The 21,476-nt window shown below is 60.9% G+C and carries 20 protein-coding genes; 14 read left to right on the forward strand and 6 right to left on the reverse strand.

The window, feature by feature from the left end; all coding sequences use genetic code 11:
* Positions 1-106: 106 nt before the first annotated feature.
* Positions 107-2,623 carry an ATP-dependent helicase HrpB gene (gene hrpB / locus J2X66_RS26465; protein WP_310270537.1) on the forward strand — a complete coding sequence of 839 codons (2,517 nt, stop codon included), beginning with the start codon at positions 107-109 and terminating at the stop codon, positions 2,621-2,623.
* A 61-nt stretch (positions 2,624-2,684) separates the two neighbouring features.
* Here the strand turns inward: hrpB and J2X66_RS26470 are convergent, their stop codons facing one another.
* Positions 2,685-3,605, reverse strand: a complete 921-nt coding sequence (locus J2X66_RS26470; RefSeq protein ID WP_310270539.1) for a LysR substrate-binding domain-containing protein — start codon at positions 3,603-3,605, stop codon at positions 2,685-2,687.
* A 225-nt stretch (positions 3,606-3,830) separates the two neighbouring features.
* On the opposite strand from J2X66_RS26470, the gene J2X66_RS26475 reads away from it, so the two are divergent.
* From J2X66_RS26475 to J2X66_RS26495, 5 genes are all read left to right on the forward strand, one after another.
* Positions 3,831-5,321: an aldehyde dehydrogenase gene (locus tag J2X66_RS26475; RefSeq protein WP_310270542.1), complete on the forward strand. Its 1,491-nt coding sequence runs from the start codon at positions 3,831-3,833 to the stop codon at positions 5,319-5,321.
* A gap of 21 nt (positions 5,322-5,342) precedes the next feature.
* On the forward strand, positions 5,343-6,713 hold the full coding sequence (locus tag J2X66_RS26480; RefSeq protein ID WP_310270545.1) for an aspartate aminotransferase family protein: 1,371 nt from the start codon (positions 5,343-5,345) through the stop codon (positions 6,711-6,713).
* Positions 6,714-7,094: 381 nt separating this feature from the next.
* Positions 7,095-8,081 carry an ABC transporter substrate-binding protein gene (locus tag J2X66_RS26485; RefSeq protein ID WP_310270547.1) on the forward strand — a complete coding sequence of 329 codons (987 nt, stop codon included), beginning with the start codon at positions 7,095-7,097 and terminating at the stop codon, positions 8,079-8,081.
* Positions 8,082-8,090: 9 nt separating this feature from the next.
* A complete protein-coding gene (locus J2X66_RS26490; RefSeq protein WP_027924262.1) occupies positions 8,091-8,894 on the forward strand; it encodes an ABC transporter permease in 804 nt (267 codons plus the stop codon).
* Positions 8,882-9,718 (forward strand): ABC transporter ATP-binding protein, encoded by an 837-nt coding sequence (locus J2X66_RS26495; protein ID WP_310270550.1) that lies wholly within the window; start codon positions 8,882-8,884, stop codon positions 9,716-9,718. Before J2X66_RS26490 ends, J2X66_RS26495 begins: the two co-directional genes overlap by 13 nt.
* A gap of 122 nt (positions 9,719-9,840) precedes the next feature.
* Here J2X66_RS26495 and J2X66_RS26500 read toward each other — a convergent pair whose 3' ends face one another.
* Entirely contained in the window at positions 9,841-10,917 is a 1,077-nt protein-coding gene (locus J2X66_RS26500; protein WP_310270553.1) for an endonuclease/exonuclease/phosphatase family protein, read from the reverse strand.
* 66 nt (positions 10,918-10,983) lie between these two features.
* Positions 10,984-11,658: a YciC family protein gene (locus tag J2X66_RS26505; protein ID WP_027924259.1), complete on the reverse strand. Its 675-nt coding sequence runs from the start codon at positions 11,656-11,658 to the stop codon at positions 10,984-10,986.
* Between the two features lie 179 nt (positions 11,659-11,837).
* On the opposite strand from J2X66_RS26505, the gene J2X66_RS26510 reads away from it, so the two are divergent.
* The 3 genes from J2X66_RS26510 to J2X66_RS26520 all read left to right on the forward strand — a co-directional run bounded on the left by J2X66_RS26510 (position 11,838) and on the right by J2X66_RS26520 (position 13,854).
* Positions 11,838-12,602 carry a DUF2076 domain-containing protein gene (locus tag J2X66_RS26510; RefSeq protein WP_310270558.1) on the forward strand — a complete coding sequence of 255 codons (765 nt, stop codon included), beginning with the start codon at positions 11,838-11,840 and terminating at the stop codon, positions 12,600-12,602.
* 138 nt (positions 12,603-12,740) lie between these two features.
* Positions 12,741-13,220, forward strand: coding sequence for an NYN domain-containing protein (locus tag J2X66_RS26515; RefSeq protein WP_007990686.1), 480 nt, complete (start codon positions 12,741-12,743; stop codon positions 13,218-13,220).
* A gap of 22 nt (positions 13,221-13,242) precedes the next feature.
* Positions 13,243-13,854 carry a 3'-5' exonuclease gene (locus J2X66_RS26520; RefSeq protein WP_310270560.1) on the forward strand — a complete coding sequence of 204 codons (612 nt, stop codon included), beginning with the start codon at positions 13,243-13,245 and terminating at the stop codon, positions 13,852-13,854.
* A gap of 21 nt (positions 13,855-13,875) precedes the next feature.
* Here J2X66_RS26520 and J2X66_RS26525 read toward each other — a convergent pair whose 3' ends face one another.
* On the reverse strand, positions 13,876-14,334 hold the full coding sequence (locus J2X66_RS26525; protein WP_310270563.1) for an Lrp/AsnC family transcriptional regulator: 459 nt from the start codon (positions 14,332-14,334) through the stop codon (positions 13,876-13,878).
* Positions 14,335-14,497: 163 nt separating this feature from the next.
* Between J2X66_RS26525 and yedA the strand changes: the two genes are divergently transcribed.
* Together yedA and J2X66_RS26535 are read left to right on the forward strand one after the other, a co-directional pair.
* Positions 14,498-15,424, forward strand: a complete 927-nt coding sequence (gene yedA / locus J2X66_RS26530) for a drug/metabolite exporter YedA (protein ID WP_310270566.1) — start codon at positions 14,498-14,500, stop codon at positions 15,422-15,424.
* 78 nt (positions 15,425-15,502) lie between these two features.
* Entirely contained in the window at positions 15,503-16,837 is a 1,335-nt protein-coding gene (locus J2X66_RS26535) for a DEAD/DEAH box helicase (RefSeq protein WP_027924254.1), read from the forward strand.
* A gap of 62 nt (positions 16,838-16,899) precedes the next feature.
* Here the strand turns inward: J2X66_RS26535 and J2X66_RS26540 are convergent, their stop codons facing one another.
* A complete protein-coding gene (locus J2X66_RS26540; RefSeq protein ID WP_310270570.1) occupies positions 16,900-18,147 on the reverse strand; it encodes a TIGR03862 family flavoprotein in 1,248 nt (415 codons plus the stop codon).
* Between the two features lie 194 nt (positions 18,148-18,341).
* Positions 18,342-19,262, reverse strand: coding sequence for a histone deacetylase (locus tag J2X66_RS26545; RefSeq protein ID WP_310270573.1), 921 nt, complete (start codon positions 19,260-19,262; stop codon positions 18,342-18,344).
* Between the two features lie 74 nt (positions 19,263-19,336).
* Between J2X66_RS26545 and J2X66_RS26550 the strand changes: the two genes are divergently transcribed.
* From J2X66_RS26550 to J2X66_RS26560, 3 genes are all read left to right on the forward strand, one after another.
* The gene (locus J2X66_RS26550; RefSeq protein WP_310270576.1) at positions 19,337-19,906 is read left to right on the forward strand and encodes a GNAT family N-acetyltransferase; all 570 of its coding nucleotides are present in this window, start codon (positions 19,337-19,339) and stop codon (positions 19,904-19,906) included.
* 109 nt (positions 19,907-20,015) lie between these two features.
* Positions 20,016-20,885, forward strand: coding sequence for an acyl-CoA thioesterase II (gene tesB / locus J2X66_RS26555; RefSeq protein ID WP_310270578.1), 870 nt, complete (start codon positions 20,016-20,018; stop codon positions 20,883-20,885).
* A complete protein-coding gene (locus tag J2X66_RS26560; protein WP_310270581.1) occupies positions 20,882-21,475 on the forward strand; it encodes an HAD family hydrolase in 594 nt (197 codons plus the stop codon). The genes tesB and J2X66_RS26560 overlap by 4 nt, the downstream gene beginning before the upstream one ends.
* The last annotated feature ends 1 nt before the right edge of the window (position 21,476 follow it).

A 21,476-nucleotide genomic window follows, 5' to 3' on the forward strand; every position in this document is an offset into this window, starting at 1 on the left:
AAATCTCCTGGATAATTTCAAAACGAAAAGGCGTCGGTATGAATTAGGACCCTGATAAACGCCGGGCAGTTCGCCGTTATACTCGCCGCTCTGTTTTGGAGCCAGCATGATTTCTTTGCCGATTGATGAAGTTTTACCCGCGCTGCGTGAAGCCTTGGCGACACGCCACGAAGCCGTGCTCGAAGCACCGCCCGGCGCCGGTAAGACCACCCGTGTCCCATTGGCCCTGCTCAACGAGGCCTGGCTGGCCGGGCAGACCATTCTGATGCTTGAACCGCGCCGGTTGGCAGCGCGGGCGGCGGCGGAGCGGCTGGCCAGTGAATTGGGTGAGAAGGTTGGCGAAACGGTCGGCTATCGCATTCGTCTCGACAGTAAAGTCGGGCCCAAGACCCGTATTGAAGTGGTCACCGAAGGCATCCTGACGCGGCGTTTGCAGGACGATCCGGCGCTGGAAGGCGTTGGCCTGCTGATCTTCGATGAATTCCACGAGCGCAGCCTCGACGCCGACCTGGCGTTGGCCCTGAGCCTGAATGGCCGGGAGCTGTTTCGCGACGATCAGCCGCTGAAAATCCTGCTGATGTCGGCAACCCTGGAGGGCGAACGCCTGGCCGGGTTGCTCGATGATGCGCCGATCCTGCGCAGTGAAGGCCGAATGTACCCGGTGGCGATGCGCTGGGGGCGGCCGTTCCAGCCCGGTGAATTCATCGAGCCGCGAGTGGTGCAGACCATCCTTGAAGCCTTGAACGATGAAACCGGCAGCCTTCTGGTGTTCCTGCCGGGGCAGGCGGAAATCCGTCGTGTGCATCAGCAATTGGCTGATGCGCTGGGCGAGAGCACACAGGTGTTGCTCTGCCCGTTGCACGGTGAGCTGGACCTTGCGGCGCAACGCGCGGCGATCGATTCGGCACCGGCGGGCAAGCGCAAAGTGGTGCTGGCGACCAACATCGCCGAGACCAGCCTGACCATCGACGGCGTGCGCGTGGTGATCGACGCGGGGTTGGCGCGGGTGCCGCGTTTCGACCCCGGCAGCGGCATGACCCGCCTCGACACCCAACGCATCTCCAAGGCCAGCGCCACGCAGCGCGCGGGCCGGGCAGGGCGTTTGGAACCGGGCGTGTGTTATCGCTTGTGGTCACAGGATCAGCACGAACATCTGGCGGCTTATGCCAGCGCGGAAATTCTTTCGGCCGACCTCGCCGGCCTGGCGTTGCAACTCGGTCGCTGGGGCGTGACGCCGGGCCATCTGGTTTGGCTGGATGTCCCACCGGCCGCCGCTTATGTCCAGGCTCAGGACTTGCTGGATCGACTGGGCGCATTGGACGGTGAAGCGCTGACCCGTCATGGACAGGCCATGGCCGAACTGCCGGCGCATCCGCGTATCGCGCATTTGTTGTTGCGCGGTCAGGCGCTCGGTTTGGCTGACATGGCCTGCGATGTCGCGGCTTTACTCGGTGAGCGCGATATCTTGCGTGGCGCGGGTGCCGATCTGCACAGTCGCTTGGCGATGTTGTCCGGCGAAGAACGTGCCGCGCGCGGTGCTCAGGGTGGCGTTCAACGGGCGCGGCAACTGGCGCGGCAGTATCGTGGTTATCTGCGCGGTAAAGCCTCGGAGCCGGTCAGTGATCCGGATCATCCGCGCTGGCTCGGCGCACTGCTGGCGCTGGCCTATCCCGACCGCGTCGCCCAGCAGCGCCGTGCCGGGGGCGCGGAATACCGCTTGGCCAACGGCCGCGCCGCGTTGTTCGCCGAGGCTGACAGCCTGATGAAACAGGCATGGCTGGTGATTGCCGATCTCGGCAGTCGTCAGGGGCAGCGGGAGGAACGGATTTATCTGGCGGCGGAATTCGATCCGACGCTGTTCGATTCGGTGCTCGCCGAGCAAGTACGTGTCGTCGATCAACTGGATTGGGATGAGCGCGAAGGTGTGCTGCGCGCCGAGCGCCAGCGCAAGGTCGGCGAACTGATCCTGAGCCGCGAACCGTTGACCGGTCTCGATGAAACTGCGCGCAGTCAGGCCTTGGTCAATCTGGTTCGGCGTAAAGGTCTGGAGTTGTTGCCGTGGACTCCGGAGCTGCGTCAGTGGCAGGCGCGAGTGGCCTTGTTGCGTCAGTTGGATATGGCCGGGAAGGGCGAGAGTGAGTGGCCGGACGTCAGCGATGCCACGCTGCTGAAAAGCCTTGAACATTGGCTGATGCCGTATCTGGGCAAAGTCTCGCGGCTCAGCCACTTTGCCAACCTGGACCTGTCGAGCATCGTCCATAACCTGCTGCCGTGGCCGCTGCCGCAACGGCTCGATGAGCTGGCGCCGCATCATCTGAGCGTGCCGTCGGGGTCGTCGATCCGTCTGGATTACAGCGAGCAGCCGCCGATTCTGGCGGTGCGATTGCAGGAACTGTTCGGCCTCGCTGAGACACCGCGCATTGCCGGTGGCCGGCAAGTGGTCAAGCTGCATCTGCTGTCCCCGGCACGACGGCCGGTGCAGGTGACGCAGGATCTGGCCAATTTTTGGCGCAGCACCTATGCCGAGGTGAAGAAGGATTTGAAAGGGCGCTACCCGAAGCATTACTGGCCGGATGATCCGTTGGTGGCCGAAGCGACGGCGCGGATCAAACCCCGCAAATGATCTTCCAAAAACAACGAAGGACCCTGTGGGGTCTGCTGTGATTGGCAGAACTCACTCTATATCAATGTTTGGCCCCTGCCTTCGCTGTGAGCTGCTCCCTACAATAATCCGCAAACAACTGCGCCGGCTTGGTCAGTTGCCCGCGCTTCAACCACGCCGCCACCAACCCTGAACCGGTGACGTCTTCGACGATGTCCACGCACACCACTTTCTGCCCGTCGTAGGTGCATTCCGAGTGCGGTCGCGTGACCAGGATCGAAAAGCCGAACCCTTGCCCGACCATGCCCCGGACCATCTCGATCGAGGGTGAGCTGAAGGCAATGTTCGGCGACAGGTTCAATTCCTCGAACAGGCTGACGAAGTACGTCCGGCTCGGTTGCACGTCCAGCAGAATCATCGGCTCCAGGCACAGGTCGCGCAGCGATACCTGCTTGAGTTGGGCAAAGCGATGGTCCGCGGGCAGCAACGCATAGGGTCGCTGCGCCGGCATCAACGGTTCGGTCTGGATGGTGGCGTCGAGGTCGTGTTCGTACAGGATCGCCAGGTCGAAGGTGCCCGACGTCAGGCCTTGCACCAGCTCTTGTTGCTCGCCGTCGCGAATGCGGATTTTCACCCCCGGATACAGCGCCGAGAATCCGGCAATCAGTTGCGGCAGGTACAGCGGCGCCACCGTTTCAAAACAGCCGATATCGATTTGCCCGGCTACCACGTCATTGTCGGCCAGGGCGTTCTGTTCGAACTCCTTGGCCATGCGCAACAGCTCCTGGGCCTTGCGGTAGAAGCGCGCGCCGCTCGGCGTCAAGGACACGCCTTGGGCGTGATGACGGATCAGCAGTTGCACGCCGAAGCTGTCTTCCAGGCCTTTGATCGCCGTGGAAATCGCCGGCTGGGCGATGTACAGCTTGCGCGAGGCCTCGGCGACGCTGCCGCATTCGACGGTGGTGATGAAGTATTTCAGTTGACGCAAGTTGTAGGCAGCCACGGCAAACCTCGGGGTGGATGATCCAGACATCCAGGCAATATTCGCGCCGACTGCGTCCGTTCTGACGACGGTGTTGTTGTGCTTGAACAATAACCACATACCGCGCCACGGGGGAGGTTGGCTGCCCAGTTTTTTCATGGTCTGCGAAAACATTTTTACTATTTTTCGTGGACACGGGGCTGGGCCACCATCCAATCACAAGAAAAGCCCTTGGAGCATCTGAACGTGTTCGAGCTTGCATATTGGCAAAACAAAGCCGCAGCGCTGCAGTTTCCCGACCAGGCCGTGATCGACGGTAAACGCCGTTCGGCGCAGTCCGGCCAGACATTCGCCGCGATCAACCCGGCCACCGGGCAATGCCTGGCCAACGTGACCGCGTGTGGCGATGAAGAGGTCAACACTGCCGTCAGCAATGCGCGGCAGGTATTTGAAGCCGGCACCTGGTCGGCGCGTTCGCCCGGTGAGCGCAAACAGGTGCTGCTGCGCCTGGCTGACCTGATCATGGCCAATCGCGAAGAACTGGCTCTGCTTGATTCGCTGAACATGGGCAAACCGGTGATGGACGCCTACAACATCGACGTGCCGGGCGCCGCCGGGGTGTTCCGCTGGTACGCCGAAAGCCTCGACAAACTCTACGACCAGATCGCCCCCAGCGCGCAAAACGTACTGGCGACCATCACCCGTGAAGCCCTCGGCGTGGTCGCGGCCGTGGTGCCATGGAACTTCCCGCTGGACATGGCTGCGTGGAAACTCGCACCGGCCCTGGCTGCCGGCAACTCGGTGATTCTGAAACCCGCCGAACAATCACCGTTTTCCGCCCTGCGTCTGGCTGAACTGGCGCTGGAAGCGGGTTTGCCGGCAGGTGTATTGAACGTGTTGCCGGGCCTCGGCGAGCAGACCGGCAAAGCCCTCGGTTTGCACCCGGATGTCGATTGTCTGGTGCTCACCGGCTCTACCGAAGTCGGCAAATACTTCATGCAATATTCTGCGCAGTCGAACCTCAAGCAGGTGTGGCTGGAGTGCGGCGGCAAGAGCGCGAACCTGGTGTTCGCCGATTGTCAGGACCTCGATCTGGCCGCTGAAAAAGCCGCATTCGGAATCTTCTTCAATCAGGGCGAAGTCTGCTCGGCCAACTCGCGATTGCTGGTGCAACGCTCGATTCATGACGAGTTCGTCGAACGCCTCATGGCGCACGCGGAACGCTGGCTGCCGGGCGATCCACTGGACCCGTCGAGCGCCGCCGGGGCGATTGTCGACAGCCGCCAGACCGCGCGCATCATGAAGTTCATCCAGCAAGCCGAACGTCAGGGCGCGACAAAAGTGTGCGGTGGCCGGCAGTCGATCTTCAACGGCTCTGACAACTTTATCCAACCGACGATTTTCACCGGCGTGACCCCGGACATGCCGCTGTTTCGCGACGAAGTATTCGGCCCGGTGCTGGCGGTTACCGCATTCGATGACGAGGCCCATGCCTTGCAACTGGCCAACGACAGCGTCTACGGTCTGGCGGCTTCGCTGTGGACCGATGACCTCAATCGCGCCCATCGTGTGGCGCGGCAATTGCGAGCGGGCACGGTCTCGGTCAACAGCGTCGATGCACTCGACGTGACCGTGCCCTTCGGCGGCGGCAAACAGTCCGGTTTCGGTCGTGACTTGTCGCTGCATTCATTCGATAAATACACCCAGTTGAAAACCACCTGGTTTCAGCTGCGCTAATAACAAAACGGAGAACTGGCGATGACCACACCACGTGAAACCCGCGACTACCAGGCCGCCGACGCTGCGCACCACATCCATGCATTCGTCGATCAAAAGGCACTCAATGACGAAGGCCCCCGGGTGATGGTTCGTGGCGAACGCCTGCACCTGTGGGACAACGACGGTCGGCGCTACCTCGATGGCATGTCCGGGCTGTGGTGCACCAACCTCGGTTACGGTCGCAAGGATCTGGCGGCGGCAGCGACTTGGCAACTGGAGCAGCTGCCGTACTACAACATGTTTTTCCACACCACTCACCCGCAGGTGATCGAGCTGTCGGAGTTGCTGTTCAGCCTGCTGCCTGGCCACTACAGCCACGCGATCTACACCAACTCCGGCTCTGAAGCCAACGAGGTGCTGATCCGCACCGTGCGGCGTTACTGGACGATCCTCGGCAAGCCCGAGAAGAAAATCATGATCGGCCGCTGGAACGGCTACCACGGCTCGACCCTGGCCGCGACGGCGCTCGGCGGCATGAAGTTCATGCACGAAATGGGCGGCATGATTCCGGACATCGAGCACATCGACGAGCCGTACTTTTTCGCCCACGAAGGCAACCTGACCCCGGCGGAATTTGGCCTGCGGGCGGCGCAGCAACTGGAAGCGAAGATTCTCGAACTGGGTGCGGACAAGGTCGCCGGCTTCATTGCCGAACCGTTCCAGGGCGCGGGCGGGATGATCTTTCCGCCAGAGAGCTACTGGCCTGAGATTCAGCGGATTTGTCGCAAGTACGACGTGCTGCTGTGCGCTGATGAAGTGATCGGCGGCTTCGGTCGCACCGGCGAATGGTTCGCCCACGAGTACTTCGGTTTTGAGCCTGACACGCTGTCGATTGCCAAGGGTTTGACCTCCGGTTACATCCCGATGGGCGGGCTGATCCTGTCGAAGAAAATGGCCACGGTGCTGGTGGAACAGGGCGGGGTGTTTGCCCACGGCCTGACGTATTCCGGGCACCCTGTAGCGGCGGCGGTGGCGATTGCCAACCTCAAGGCGTTGCGTGATGAAGGGGTGGTGACGCGGGTCAAGGATGACATCGGCCCGTACCTGCAACAGTGCTTGCGCGAGGTGTTCGGCAATCACCCGTTGGTGGGGGATATTCAGGGCGTCGGCATGGTCGCGGCGCTGCAATTGGCCGAGGACAAAACCAGCCGCAAGCGCTTTGCCAACGAGAACGACATCGCATGGCGTTGCCGCACGATTGGCTTTGAAGAAGGGGTGATTATTCGTTCGACGCTGGGGCGGATGATCATGGCGCCAGCGTTGATTGCCAGTCGTGAGGAGATTGATGAGCTGGTGGGCAAGACCTTGAAAGCGGTGGATCGTACCGCTCAGGAATACGGCCGGCTCTGATTTAGCTGGAAGGTCCTTCGGACCTTATCGCGAGCAGGCTCGCCCCTACACTGGATTTGTGATCGACACAGATCCCCTGTAGGAGTGAGCCTGCTCGCGATTTGCCATGGCACATCCAAGACACCTCTGAGCATTTGCACCCGCCTCGGGCGCCCCTGCCCACACCGCCCTTTTCCAGTGCGCGCTACACAGCTTTTTCATCATTCGCCTCGACATATTTCCTAATTTTCCTTCTCCCCGCACTGGGCCAACATCGACTTCGCCAGTCAGCCCGATGCTGCGCGCCGCAAGGTCCATCAGAGACCTGAGGTGACAGCTGATGTCCAGGGCCGCTGGCCGTACTGCCCATCAAAACTAAATCAACAGCTTTGGGAGTGCTCCATGATCAAGTCCTTGCTAACCCGCATCGCTCATCCATTGGCGATCACCGCCATCGCCGCCACGGTCGCCACCAGCGCCCAGGCCGGCACCCTCTCTATCGGTCACACCACCTGGGTCGGCTACGGCACCCTCTACCTGGCTCAGGACCTGGGCTACTTCAAGGAAAACGGCTTGACCGTCGAGTTGCCCGTCGTCGAAGAGGCTTCGATGTACATGGCCGCGCAGGCCTCGGGCGAGTTGTCGGGCTCGGCGTCGACCATCGACGAAGTGCTGAAATACCGTCCGCAATTCTGCTTCAAGGCTGTGGCCGCGCTGGATGACAGCCATGGTGGCGACGGCGTGCTGGTGGGCAAGGACGTCAAGAGTCTGCAGGAGCTCAAAGGCAAAGCGGTGGCGGTGAACGAAGGGTCGACCTCGCAGTTCTGGCTGTCGTATTTGCTGAAGAAACACGGCATGACCATGAGCGACATCACCGTGCAGAACATGACAGCCGACGACGCTGCTACCGCGTTCATTGCCGGTCGGGTGCCGGCCGCCGTGACATGGGAGCCGCATCTGTCGATGGTGCGTGACAAGAAACAGGGCAAGGTGTTGATCGACAGCAGCAGCACGCCGGGCGTGATTGTCGACGTGGTCGCGCTCAACTGCACGGTCATCGAAAAGCAGCCGGAAGACGTCAAGGCCCTGGTCGCCGGTCTGTACAAAGCAGTCCAGTACACCAAGGACCATCCGCAGGAAGCCTACAAAATCATGGCCAAAGGCGTTGGTGGTTACCTCGCCGATCCGAAGGAACTGGCCGCCGCCGCGCAAGGCGTGCGCTTCTACGATCAGGCCATGAGCGAAAAACTCCTCGGCTCGCCAGGCAAGCCGGGCGACAGCGAACCGCTGATCAAACTGGCCAATGAAACTGCCAGCGAATTGCAGGGCAAACCCTACAACGTCAGCAATGACGATTTGATCGACAACCGTTTCGTCACCCCGTTGTAGGAGGTTTGCATGTTCAAGCGCAATTCATGGCTGAGCCGCTGCATCACGCCCAAGACCGGCCTGCCGGTGCAGGTGATCTGGAGCGCTAGCGGCCTGGCCTGGGTGTTGTTGATCGGCCTGTGGGCTGGTTTGTCCTATGGCGGCGTGGTGCCGGGCATGTTCCTGCCGACACCGGGTGCGGTGGCCGAAGCTGCCGTGCGCCTGGGCCGCGACGGCACCCTTGGCCTGCATGTGTGGGCCAGTCTTGAAGTGGTGATGGTCGGTTTCATTGTCTCGTCCTTGGTGGCGGTGCCGCTGGGGTTGCTGATGGGCAGCTTCCGCATCGTCCAGGCGTTCCTTGAGCCGATGGTCAATTTCATCCGCTACCTGCCGGTCACCTCGTTCGTGCCGCTGTTCATTCTGTGGATCGGGATCGGCCTGGAGCAGCGGGTCTCGGTGATCATCTTCGGTGTGTTCTTCCAGCAACTGGTGATGATCGCGGACGTGTCCAAAGGTATCTCCAAGGATTTGATCAACGCGTCCTACACCTTGGGCTCGACCCGTCGCGATGCGGTGCTGCATGTGATCGCCCCGGCCTCCTTGCCGGGTGTGCTCGATACCTTGCGCGTGACCATGGGCTGGGCCTGGACCTACCTGGTGGTTGCCGAACTGGTCGCCGCTTCCAGTGGCCTGGGTTACTTGAGCCTTAAAGCCATGCGTGGCTTTCAAGTGGATGTGATTTTCCTGGCAATCGCGATCATCGGCCTGTTGGGCCTGGTCACCGATCAACTGTTCCGTTTCCTACGTCTGAGGATCGCCGCATGGGCTCAGTAAGCGCCGTCAACCCTCGCTTCGTCACACCTTCGGCCACCCCGGTGCAGGCCGCTCCAAGGCTGCAAGTGGACAAGGTCAGCCTGCGCTATCAGAAACCTGACGGCGGCATGTTCACTGCGCTGGAGCAGGTGTCGTTCGAGGTGCCGGACCAACAATTTGCCGTGCTGGTCGGACCTTCCGGTTGCGGCAAGTCGAGTTTGCTGTACCTCACCGCCGGCCTCAACGAACCCACCGAGGGCGAGATCTACGTCGGTGGCCAGCAAGTGCAGGGGCCGGGGGCGGACCGCGGCATGGTGTTCCAGAGCTATACGCTGTTCCCGTGGCTGACCGTGCGCCAGAACGTCGAATTCGGCCTCAAGCGTCGCGGCATGGCGGCTGCCCAGCGCAAGGAGATCGTTGACTATTACGTCAATGAAGTGGGCCTGAGCGGGTTTGCCGATAACTACGCCAAGCAGCTGTCCGGCGGCATGATGCAGCGTGTGGCGATTGCCCGCGCGCTGGCCAATGATCCGCAAATCCTGCTGATGGACGAACCCTTCGGCGCGCTCGACAGCCAGACGCGCCTGCAAATGCAACAGCTGTTGTTGCGGGTCTGGGGCAACAGCAAGAAGACCGTGTTGTTCGTGACCCACGATATCGACGAGGCGGTTTTGCTCGGCGACCGGGTCTACGTGATGGGCGCGCGGCCTGGGCGGATCAAGCAGATTCTGGATGTACCGATCGAACGCCCACGGACCCTGGACATGGTCATGGAGCGCTCGTTCATCGACATGAAGCGCAAGATCTTCGGGCTGTTGCATGACGATCTGGAAGAGGTGCATTGATGCCGGCCCTGCACCCATCCCTGTAGGAGTGAGCCTGCTCGCGATGGCGTCGTGTCAGTCGACATCAATGTAGCTGGAACTCCGCCATCGCGAGCAGGCTCACTCCCGCAGGTTATGCATCGTCAGTTGGCAGGTAGCAGGAACCGCGCAATCACCGGCAAGTGATCGGAGATGCGCAACGTATCGTCCTGCCTCACCATCGCCTCGACCCGTTTGAGGCGCGGGCTGTAGAACAGGTAATCAACCGTGCGGTCCGGGCCGCTCAAGCCGGGGTCATTCGGGTAATGCGTCAGCCACCGGGCCCGATCCGCGCCACTGGCTTCATTGTTGGTCGGGATCATCGGGTACTTGTCCCACAGCACATGCAGCGCGCTGTCGGCCGAGTAGGGCGTGCGTTGTTCCTCGGGCAGTCGGCGAAACTGCCCGAGCGGCAACAGATTGAAATCGCCACCGGTCAACCACGGCGTGCCACGGCCTTCGAATTTGTCGAGGACCTTGGCAACAGCCGTTACTTGGGCTTGCAGGGTTTCGTCGGGCTGGATGAGGTGGTCCAGGTGGGTATTGAGCACCGCCATCTGACCGCCGTCGTTGAACGGCAGGTAAGACACCAACAAGGCGTTTTTCGGTTTGAACTGGCGGCTGATCAGGTTGGCCGGCGCGACCGGCAATTGCAGGCGTTCGGCATGTTCGATCTGGTAGCGGCTGAGCGTCGCCAGTTGCCGGCCGACACTGCCAAAGATATGCGGATCCGGCACGAAGTCTGCCTTCCAGTCGAAGGCGTAAACGCTGCACGGATACAGGTCGGCGACCCGCTCTAGCAGCAGTTTGAACTGGTGTTGGTAATCGCTGGTCTTGGCGTTGTCATCGAGCTCCTGCAACAACACGATGTCGGGGTTTTCGTCGCGTATCACCCGCGCCACTTCGTCGAGGCTGAAGGCCATGTCTTCGGGGGTGGGGTTTTCATCGGCGCCCTGCGCGAGGTCGTTCCAGAACACATATCGTTTACCCGCCAGGTACTGAACGTTCCAGGTCATCACTTTCAATGCCTGACCGGGTACCAGGGAGGGCGCTTGAGTCGTGCAACTGACCGGCAGCACTTCCTTGGAGTCGGGGCGCCAGGTCAGGTTGTAAATCAGCAATGCGATCACGCCGGTCACGATCAACAGGCTCAGCAGGGTGTAGCGCAGTAGACGGGTCATGGCTCGGCTTATAGCGTTACAAAAGGTGGCCCCGAGCATAACCGAGACCGGAGCCGAAGCCCACGGTCAGAGCGGCCCCTCAATCTTCTCGGGTGTATCGCCGATCAGCATGAACAAGCGGAACAACACCACGCTGGTGAACAGTTGCAGGAAGCTGTGGGCGCTGTCGATCAGCAGGGAAATCACCGGGTTTTGCGGGTCCGGGTACACCGCGAGGGTGGCGCCCTTGAGCACCCACAGCGGACCCATCACACACAGGATGCACACCAGAATGCGCATGAAATGGCCGCGGGTCAGGCGCAGGCTTTCTTTCATGGCCGCCAACGGGGCCATGCCACGCAGGACCAGCAGGTATTCGCCGAAGGCCAGGGTCACCATCAGATAAATACCGGGCAGGAAGTACAGCGACAGACCGAGCAGGATCAACAGGGTGTTAAGTGCCGTGAGCAGGGCGAAACGCGGCCACAGGTACGCCGAACGTGTCAGCAGGTCACGGTTGCGCGGTGACTCACCGCGACTGCGGGCGTCGAGGAAGAGGATCAGGGCGGCGGTGTACAGCGGATAAACCAGCAAGCCGACGATCACACTGACGCCGGGAAAACTGTCCGGCTCGGTGGAGTGGTCGACAATTTGTTGCAGCAGCGCCTCGAAGATCACCAGCGGCAGGCACAGTTGCACGATCTGCCCCAGATTGCGTTTGAAGAAATACAAGGAGTCACGCAGTACATCGAACGGATTCATCAGTCGGTATCGCAGGTTGGAAGCAGTGCCCCACTTTAACCGATGAAACACTTGGAAACGCAAACGTAAACGTTAGGTAAAGCTCATTGAAACAACTTGTTTCAGCCTCCATTAAGGTCGAGCACCTTATCCTCTTTGGAAAAGGACAACGATTTTCCCCGGCAATCTACGAGGTCGCCATGAACAGCGAAGAACAAACCCTGATCGATGGACTGTTTTCCCGGCTGCAACAGGCCGAAACGGACTCAGCCCCGCGCGATGCCCTGGCTGAGGCGCGGATCAAGGAACACCTGACTCGCCAGCCTGCGGCCGGCTATTTCATGACCCAGGCGATCCTGGTTCAGGAAGCTGCCATCAAGAGCCTTGACGAACAGAACAAGCAACTGACCCGGCAAGTGCAGCAGTTGCAGGCCGAACTGCAAGCAGCCAAGGCACAGACAGCGGCCCCGGCGCCAAGCGGTGGTGGCTTTTTGTCGAGCATCTTCGGGGGCAGTGCCCGCGATCCACAACCCGCACCGACCCAGAGCGCCCCACCGTCCACGGGCGGCTGGCGTGAACCGGCACGGCCATCGTTCAACTCACAGCCACCGCAGCAGAATTTTGGTGCCGCGCCGCCCCAACAAAACTACGCCCCGCAACAGCAAGCGCCGGCGGCGGGCAGCAGTTTTCTCGGTGGTGCGCTGAAGACCGCGGCCGGTGTCGCGGGTGGCGTGATGCTGGCACAAGGCATCAGCAGCCTGTTCCATCACAACCAGCAGCCGGAAGTGGTTGAAGTGATCAAGGAAGAACCGGCTCAGGTCAATGACCAGAGCAACGGCGGTTGGGGCGATGACCAGCGTATGGCTGACAACAGCACCAATGATCAGGGCGGTTTTGCCGACACTGATTACAGCGATGACAGCTCGTCATTCTTCGGCGGCGATGACGACGATTCCTTCGTCTAAGACGCCATTCGTCCGGGGCGCGACCGTGCCCCGGGCCGATTATTCGCGGAACAATCCTTCGGGCTGGCATACTGGGCGACTTTTCGGGCCAGGTGCCTGATCTCGCCTGCGCGCCTGTGCGCCAAGAGGAAACCCGCGGTGAAAAAAATCGCAGTGTTCGCCGATGTCCAAAACCTCTATTACACCGTGCGTCAGGCCTATGGTTGCCACTTCAACTACGCCGCGCTGTGGGCTGACATCAGCAAACAGGGCGAGATCGTCGAGGCCTACGCCTACGCGATCGATCGTGGCGACAGCAAGCAGCAGCAGTTTCAGCAGATCCTGCGCAACCTCGGCTTCACCGTGAAGCTCAAGCCCTACATCCAGCGCAGCGACGGTTCTGCCAAGGGCGACTGGGACGTGGGCATCACCCTCGATATCATGGACGCCGCCGATCACGTCGACGAAATCGTACTGGCCTCCGGCGACGGTGATTTCGACATGCTGCTGGAACGCATCATCAGCAAGCACGGGGTGCAAGCGGTGGCCTACGGCGTGCCGGGGCTGACCGCCAACTCGCTGATCCGCGCCGCTAGCCGGTATGTGCCGATCGAAGGCGCGTTGCTGCTCAAGAATTGATTTTTACGGAGTTGAAACAGGTTTGGAACGCATAGCAGTCATCGACTTTGAAACCACCGGGATCTCCCCGAGCAGCAGCTGCCGGGCCACGGAAATTGCCGTGGTGATTCTTGAACAGGGGCGCATCGTCGAGCGTTACCAAAGCCTGATGAACGCCGGCGTGCGCGTGCCGGCCTTCATCGAGCAACTCACCGGCATCAGCAATTCCATGTTGCGCACCGCGCCATCGGCCGAGCAGGTAATGAACGAGGTTAATGAGTTCGTCGGCATCACGCCGCTGCTGGCGCACAATGCGGCGTTCGACCAGAAGTTCTGGGACTTTGAGCTGGGGCGGATCAAGCGCACGCGTTTGCAGAACTTTGCCTGCTCGTTGCTATTGGCCCGTCGGCTGATGCCGGCAGCGCCGAATCACAAGCTCGGCACCCTCACCACGTTCGCCAACTTGCCCGATACTGGCAAGGCTCACCGGGCCATGGCCGACGCCGAGATGGCCGCGAATCTGACGACGCATTTGATGGACGAGTTGCGGCGCAAGCATGGGTTGCGCGAGTTGTCCCATGATTTGCTGTGCGGCTTGCAGAAAGTGCCGGCGGCGAAGATCAACGAACACCTCAAGCGCCATCGCGGGTTCTGATACCACCACAAACCGGCAGCTTTAGATCGTTTTTCCATTACTTTCGATGTGCCCCAGCGGCACGCGTTTCTCTATAGCGCTCGACAACACAATCGACGTCTTGCTGAACCCGAACTTGGCAATCCGGTTGATCAACTCCTCCAGCTCCGGCATCGAGCCCACCGCCGCCTGCATGATCACGCACGGATCGCCGGTCACCCGGTGGCACTCGGTCAACTGCGGGATTTTGATCAGATCGTCGTAGGCCTTTTGATTGCCGTGCTGGTTCAGGCGCAGTTCGATCACGCACTGGATCGGCAAGCCGAGCTTGGCCATGTCGACTTTCGCCTGGTAACCGGTAATCACGCCGCTGGCTTCCAGCTTGGCCACGCGTTCGGCCACGGCCGGGGCGGACAGGTTGACCTTGCGCGCGAGGTCGGCGTAGGACGCACGACCGTTTTCCAGCAGGGCGCTGAGGAGCATGCGGTCGTATTTATCCATCGGCGTACACCTTGAAAATGACTGACTTTCGAAAGCATGGTTTATAGCGCTGATCTCCGTGTTTTGAAAAGTGTACCGGCGCTATAAACAGGTTTTGTAACTTATTTTTAGCGTTTGGCCTTTCTAGAATAGCTGTTCACATTGTTCTGTCATCGAGCTGCCCATGCCTGGCGTACGTCGTTTTCCCTTACCCTTGATCGCTGCCTTTTTCGCGTTGTACGTGATTTGGGGCTCGACCTATCTGGTGATCCGCATTGGCGTGGAGTACTGGCCGCCGTTGCTGCTCGCCGGGATCCGTTTTGTGCTCGCCGGGACGTTGATGTACGCGTTCCTGCGCTGGCGCGGGGCGCCGGCACCGACGTGGGCGCAATGGAAAGCGGCCGGCATGATCGGGATCTTGTTGCTCGCCTGCGGTAACGGCGGCGTCAGTGTCGCCGAACACATGGGGGTGGCTTCCGGTGTGGCGGCATTGGCGGTGGCGACGGTGCCCTTGTTTACTTTGTTGTTCGGCTATTTCTGGGGGGCGCGAAATACCCGTCTCGAATGGGCCGGGATTGCGCTCGGGCTGATCGGCATTGCCATGTTGAATCTCGGTTCGAACCTGCAATCGAGCCCGTTGGGCGCGCTGTTGCTGGTGTTCGCGGCGGCGTCCTGGGCATTCGGGTCAGTCTGGAGCAAACACGTGCCGTTGCCGGCGGGGGCAATGGCCAGTGCGGTGGAAATGCTGGTCGGTGGCGTGGCGCTGCTGATCGGCAGCGCCGTGAGCGGCGAGCAGCTGCAAGCCATGCCACCGATTGAAGGCTGGGCGGCCTTGGCGTATCTGACGTTCTTCGGCTCGATCATCGCGTTCAACGCTTATATGTACCTGTTGAAAAACGTGCGTCCGGCGGCGGCGACCAGCTATGCCTACGTCAATCCGGCCGTGGCAGTGTTGTTGGGGATCGTATTTGTGGGCGAGACCATCGGAATCGAAGAAGGGCTGGCGATGCTGGTGATCATCAGCGCCGTGGTGTTGATCGGATTGCCGCAGTGGCGTCGGGCGCCTGTGCAGCCGGCTGTAGTCGTGCCGACAGAATCCCGTGTGAATTAGGGTAAACTGCGCGCCATTGCATCTTGTGTTGCACACTTGTTTTGAAAAACTCGCGCTGAATTTTCCTACGGTAATCCCATGACTTTCGCCACCCTTGGCCTGATCGAACCCTTGCTGCGCTCCCTCGAGACGCTCGGCTACCAGACCCCGACGCCGGTTCAGGCGCAAGCCATTCCGGCGGTGCTGGCCGGTCGCGACCTGATGGCCGCGGCCCAGACCGGTACTGGCAAGACGGCCGGTTTCGCGTTGCCGCTCCTGCAATTGCTGGCCATGGAAGGGCCGAAAGTCACCGCCAACTCGGTGCGAGCATTGATTCTGGTGCCGACCCGCGAACTGGCGGAGCAGGTTCACGAAGCCGTGCGTCAGTACGCCGAGAACCTGCCACTGAGCACTTACGCGGTGTATGGCGGCGTCAGCATCAACCCGCAAATGATGAAGCTGCGCAAAGGCGTCGACCTGCTGGTGGCCACGCCGGGCCGTTTGCTCGACCTGTTCCGCCAGAACGCGCTCAAGTTCAATCAGCTGCAAACCCTGGTGCTCGACGAAGCCGATCGCATGCTCGACCTGGGCTTTTCCGAGGAACTGGGCAACATTTACAAGGCGCTGCCGAAGAAACGCCAGACGCTGTTGTTCTCGGCGACGTTCTCCGATGCGATCCGCACCCTGGCCGGACAGATGCTCAACGATCCGCTGAGTATCGAAGTCAGCCCGCGTAACGTGGCGGCCAACACGGTTAAGCAGTGGGTGGTGACGGTCGACAAGAAGCGCAAGCCGGAACTGTTCGTTCACTTGCTGCGTAAAAGCAAATGGAAGCAGGTGCTGGTGTTCGCCAAGACCCGCAACGGTGTCGACGCGCTGGTGGAAAAACTCCAGGGCCTGGGCATCAATGCCGACGGCATCCACGGCGACAAACCGCAGGCGACGCGTCAGCGCGCACTGGACCGTTTCAAGGCCAGTGAAGTGCAGATCCTGGTCGCCACTGACGTCGCGGCCCGTGGTCTGGACATCGAAGATTTGCCGCTGGTGGTCAACTTCGACCTGCCGATCGTGGCCGAGGATTACATCCACCGCATCGGGCGTACCGGCCGTGCGGGTAACACCGGGCAGGCGATTTCGCTGGTGTGCGCCGATGAAGTGAATCTGCTGTCGGCCATCGAGACGTTGACCCGTCAGACTTTGCCTCGGCAGATGGAGCATGACTTCGAACCTGAGCACCGCGTGCCGGACACCGATGCCAGCGGTCAGGTGGTGAAAAAACCGAAAAAGCCGAAGAAACCGAAGACTTCCAGTGGCGGTAAACGCAACTTGGGCAAGTGGGTCGAGAGCGGGGATGCTTCGGCGCCGGAGCCTTCGATCAAGCCTGTGCGTAAAGTGCCGGTGTTCAACACTGGGCCGCGCAAGCGCAAGCCTTAACAGCAGCTATAAGTTGCAAGCTACAAGCTGCAAGTTAAAAGCCATTAACTTGCAGCTTGTAGTTAAAACTTGGCGCTGCTTCGGAGCCATTCCACCATCCCCATCCCCGCCGCACGCCCACTGGCGAAACACGCGGTCAGCAGATAGCCGCCCGTCGGCGCTTCCCAATCCAGCATCTCCCCCGCGCAAAACACGCCAGGCAATTGCTTGAGCATCAAGCGTTCATCCATCGACTCGAACGTCACACCACCGGCGCTGCTGATGGCTTCGTCCAGTGGGCGGGTTTTCACCAGCGTCAGCGGCAGTGCCTTGATCGCTCTGGCCAGCAACGCCGGGTCGCTGAAGCAATCGGCCGGTGTCAGCTCGCGCAGCAACGCGGCTTTCACGCCATCAATGCCCAGCTGACTGTGCAGGTGTTTGGACATCGAGCGTGAACCGCGAGGTTTGCTCAGCGCGGCCTGCACTTTATCCACAGGCTTGCCCGGCAGCAGGTCCAGATGAATGGTCGCGGAACCGTTGAGGTTGATCGCTTCACGAATCGGTGCGGACAGGGCATAGATCAGACTGCCTTCCATCCCGGTCGCGGTGATTACACATTCCCCGAGCCGTGGCACGTCGTCATTGAGACCGATGGCGATGTTCTTCAGCGGTGCGCCGGCGAATTTACTGACCATCAATTCGCTCCAGGCCTGGACCTCGAAGCCGCAATTACTCGGTTGCAACGGCGCAAGTCCTACACCGCGTTGTTCCAGCGGCAGCCTCCACGCGCCATCCGAACCGAGCCGCGACCAACTGCCGCCGCCGAGGGCCAGCAGGGTGGCGTCCGGTGTCAGGCTTTTTTCACCGTCGGGGCTCGACAGTTTCAGGCTGCCGTCGGCATTCCAGCCGAGCCAGCGGTGGCGGGTGTGGATAACTACGCCAGCGTCGCGCAGGCGTTTGAGCCAGGCACGTAGCAAGGGCGCGGCTTTCATGTCGGTCGGGAACACCCGGCCGGAACTGCCGACGAAAGTTTCGATGCCCAGGTCATGAATCCACTGGCACAACGCGTCGGCGCCAAAGGAGCGCAGTAGCGGTGCAATCTGTGGCGCGCGCTCGGCGTAACGCGAGAGAAACGCCGGGTAGGCTTCGGAGTGGGTGATGTTCATGCCGCCGACCCCGGCCAGGAGGAATTTGCGTCCTACCGAGGGCATGCCGTCGTACAGGTCGACCTTGATCCCGGCCTGGCTCAACACTTCAGCCGCCATCAGGCCGGCGGGGCCACCACCGATGATGGCGACGTGAGGGGGGAGGGCGGTGGAGGATCGGGTCATGGAATGCGCTGCGGTTTGGCGGAGTGAAGCCGCGCATTCTACCAGCTCGCTCCCACAGGGGATTTGTTATGTGTTTAGGATCTGGTTAAAAAACAACCATCGCAGTGTAGGCTGTGCGCCGTAAGGGCTGTAGGCGCTTTCACTCAGGTTATCCACAGGCAGTTCCACAGGCATTGTGGGTAAACACTCACGGTTCAATGACAACCTGATGACTGCCACACCCGTTGTGCGCTGTGATGCAGAATCCCGTGCCGCCGCGCCAACGCCTTGCGGTCCTTGCTGTAACCGCCGCCAATCACCCCGACCACTGGAATATCCCGGCCCAGGCAATGGCGCATCACGCTTTCATCACGCGCCGCCACGCCTTCGTCCGTCAGCTTCAAATAACCCAGGGCATCGTCCTTGTGTACATCGACCCCGGCGTCATACAACACCAGGTCCGGTTGATAGAGCGGCAGCAAATAGTTGAGCGCATCGTCGACCACTTTCAGGTAGTCGGCGTCGCCCATGCCCTTGGGCAACGGGATGTCCCAGTCACTTTCGGCTTTGCGCGCAGGAAAATTCTTTTCGCAGTGCAGGGAAACGGTCACCGCGTCCGGGGTGTTGTGCAGGATCCGCGCAGTCCCGTCGCCCTGATGCACGTCGCAATCGAAGATCAACACCCGATTCACCCGGCCACTTTCCAGCAGGTAATGGCTGATCACTGCCAGGTCATTGAAGATGCAGAAGCCCGCCGGGTAGTCGAAATGCGCGTGATGGGTGCCGCCGGCCAGGTGACAGGCCAAACCGTGTTCCAGCGCCTGCTCCGCCGCCAGCAACGACCCGCCGACCGCGCGCACCGTGCGCCGGGCCAGGGCGTCACTCCAGGGCAGGCCGAGACGCCGCTGGTCTTCACGGGACAACTCGCCGCTCATATAACGTTCGATATAGGCAGCGTCATGGGCGAGGGCGAGAATCTCCGGGGGACAGAGCTCGGGGCGCAGCAGGTCGGCGTCCCGGGTCAGACCGCTGTCCACCAGGTGATCGCGCAACAGGCGAAACTTGTCCATGGGGAAGCGGTGATCCGCCGGAAACTCGGGGCTGTAGTCTTCGTGATAAATCAGCGGCAGCGGCATGATGATTTCATGTAGGAATGAGAGAAGGATCCTACCAGCGATGTAGACTTGCAGCATGGAAACGGGGGAACGCAATGGAGCCAATACTGCAACTCGAAAGTGCGCGACTGCTGTTGCGGCAGTGGCGCGATGAGGATTTGCCGGAATTTGCGGCGATGTGTGCCGATCCGCAGGTTATGCGTTATTTTCCGGCGCCGTTGAGTCGTCTGGAAAGCGCTTCGCTGATCGGGCGCATTCGCGGGCATTTTGCCGAGCACGGATTCGGCTTGTGGGCGCTGCAACGCAAGGACACTGGCCAATTCATCGGGTTTACCGGGCTGGGTGTGGTGGGCTTCGATGCGCCATTTACCCCTGCGACCGAAATCGGCTGGCGTCTGGCCCGCGAACATTGGGGCCTGGGGTATGCCAGTGAAGCCGCGTGGACCGCTCTGCGTTGCGGGTTTGACCGCTTGGGGCTGGCAGAAGTCGTGTCCTTTACCACGCAAACCAACACGCCTTCCGAGAAAGTCATGCAGGCGATCGGCATGCACCATGATTCAGCCGATGACTTCGAGCATCCGAAGCTCGCCGCCGGCCATCCCCTGCGTCACCATGTGCTGTACCGCATCACCCGTGAACAATGGCTGCAAACCTTGCATGGATAAGCCGCCGAGGACGTTTACAATGACCCCCATCTTATTGGCCCTGGCCAGCAACTGAATCGACCGTCGCAGCCAAGACTGCGCGGCAATGTTTTGCGTGAGGAGAGCCTGAATGAGCCAAGTGTTGGATGATCTGGTCGACCTGTTGACCCTGGAACCGATCGAAGAAAACCTGTTCCGTGGCCGCAGCCAGGACCTGGGTTTTCGCCAGTTGTTCGGCGGTCAGGTGCTCGGCCAGTCGTTGTCGGCGGCAAGTCAGACGGTAGAAGAAGCGCGCCACGTGCATTCGATGCACGGTTATTTCCTGCGTCCGGGCGATGCCGGGCTGCCAGTGGTGTATCAGGTTGACCGGGTACGCGACGGCGGCAGTTTCAGTACGCGCCGGGTGACGGCGATCCAGAAAGGCCACCCGATTTTCACCTGCAGCGCCTCGTTCCAGTACGACGAAGCAGGCTTCCAGCACCAACTCGAGATGCCGGTGGTGGTAGGCCCGGAAAACCTGCCGTCGGAACTGGAGCTGACTCAACAGCGCGCGCACCTGATTCCGGAAAAAATGCGCGAAAAACTGCTGTGCCCGAAACCGATCGAGTTTCGCCCTGTGACTGAGAAAGACCCTTACAACCCGCAACCGTCCGACCCGGTCAAGTACGTGTGGTTTCGTGCCGACGGTGCGTTGGCCGACTCACCGGCGCTGCACAAATATTTGCTGGCCTATGCCTCGGACTTCGGTCTGTTGGTGACCTCGATGCAGCCCCATGGCAAATCTGTCTGGCAGAAAGACATGCAGGTCGCGAGCCTCGATCACGCACTGTGGTTCCATCAGGATCTGCGCGCCGATGATTGGTTGCTCTATGCGATGGATAGCCCATGGGCCGGTAATTCCCGAGGCTTCAGCCGCGGCAGCGTGTTCAACCGCGCAGGACAACTGGTGGCCTCGGTCACGCAGGAAGGCCTGATTCGTCATCGCAAGGATTGGGCATGAGCCTGTCCGAGGTGCGTCATTGGGTGTTCGACATGGACGGCACCCTGACGGTGGCCGTGCATGATTTTGCGGCGATTCGCGTGGCATTGGCGATCCCGGCCGAAGACGACATCCTGACCCACCTCGCTGCATTGCCGGCCGATGAAGCGGCGGCTAAACATGCGTGGCTGCTGGAGCACGAACGTGATCTGGCACTGGGGTCGAAACCGGCACCCGGTGCGGTAGAGCTTGTGCGTGAGTTGGCCGGGCGCGGTTATCGCCTGGGCATTCTCACACGCAATGCCCGGGAGCTGGCGCATGTGACGCTGGAGGCCATCGGCCTGGCCGACTGTTTCGCCGTGGAGGATGTGCTGGGGCGTGATGAAGCACCGCCCAAGCCGCATCCCGGTGGTTTGCTGAAGCTGGCCGAGGCCTGGAACGTGCCGGCGAGCGAGATGGTGATGGTCGGTGATTACCGCTTTGATCTGGATTGCGGTCGCGCGGCGGGGGCGCGAACGGTGTTGGTGAATTTACCGGATAACCCGTGGCCGGAGCTGACGGATTGGCATGCGGCGGACTGTGTGGCATTGCGGGAAATGTTGTTGGCTTGAG

Source organism: Pseudomonas sp. 3296, from assembly GCF_031456615.1.
GTDB lineage: Bacteria > Pseudomonadota > Gammaproteobacteria > Pseudomonadales > Pseudomonadaceae > Aquipseudomonas > Aquipseudomonas mucoides.

Bases quoted from the DNA above. Each gene is read 5' to 3' on its own strand.
- hrpB (WP_310270537.1), top strand. From the start codon at position 107: ATGATTTCTTTGCCGATTGATGAAGTTTTACCCGCGCTGCGTGAAGCC.
- J2X66_RS26480 (WP_310270545.1), top strand. From the start codon at position 5,343: ATGACCACACCACGTGAAACCCGCGACTACCAGGCCGCCGACGCTGCG.
- J2X66_RS26485 (WP_310270547.1), top strand. From the start codon at position 7,095: ATGATCAAGTCCTTGCTAACCCGCATCGCTCATCCATTGGCGATCACC.
- J2X66_RS26490 (WP_027924262.1), top strand. From the start codon at position 8,091: ATGTTCAAGCGCAATTCATGGCTGAGCCGCTGCATCACGCCCAAGACC.
- J2X66_RS26495 (WP_310270550.1), top strand. From the start codon at position 8,882: ATGGGCTCAGTAAGCGCCGTCAACCCTCGCTTCGTCACACCTTCGGCC.
- J2X66_RS26500 (WP_310270553.1), bottom strand. From the start codon at position 10,917: ATGACCCGTCTACTGCGCTACACCCTGCTGAGCCTGTTGATCGTGACC.
- J2X66_RS26505 (WP_027924259.1), bottom strand. From the start codon at position 11,658: ATGAATCCGTTCGATGTACTGCGTGACTCCTTGTATTTCTTCAAACGC.
- J2X66_RS26510 (WP_310270558.1), top strand. From the start codon at position 11,838: ATGAACAGCGAAGAACAAACCCTGATCGATGGACTGTTTTCCCGGCTG.
- J2X66_RS26525 (WP_310270563.1), bottom strand. From the start codon at position 14,334: ATGGATAAATACGACCGCATGCTCCTCAGCGCCCTGCTGGAAAACGGT.
- yedA (WP_310270566.1), top strand. From the start codon at position 14,498: ATGCCTGGCGTACGTCGTTTTCCCTTACCCTTGATCGCTGCCTTTTTC.
- J2X66_RS26535 (WP_027924254.1), top strand. From the start codon at position 15,503: ATGACTTTCGCCACCCTTGGCCTGATCGAACCCTTGCTGCGCTCCCTC.
- J2X66_RS26540 (WP_310270570.1), bottom strand. From the start codon at position 18,147: ATGACCCGATCCTCCACCGCCCTCCCCCCTCACGTCGCCATCATCGGT.
- J2X66_RS26545 (WP_310270573.1), bottom strand. From the start codon at position 19,262: ATGCCGCTGCCGCTGATTTATCACGAAGACTACAGCCCCGAGTTTCCG.
- J2X66_RS26550 (WP_310270576.1), top strand. From the start codon at position 19,337: ATGGAGCCAATACTGCAACTCGAAAGTGCGCGACTGCTGTTGCGGCAG.
- tesB (WP_310270578.1), top strand. From the start codon at position 20,016: ATGAGCCAAGTGTTGGATGATCTGGTCGACCTGTTGACCCTGGAACCG.
- J2X66_RS26560 (WP_310270581.1), top strand. From the start codon at position 20,882: ATGAGCCTGTCCGAGGTGCGTCATTGGGTGTTCGACATGGACGGCACC.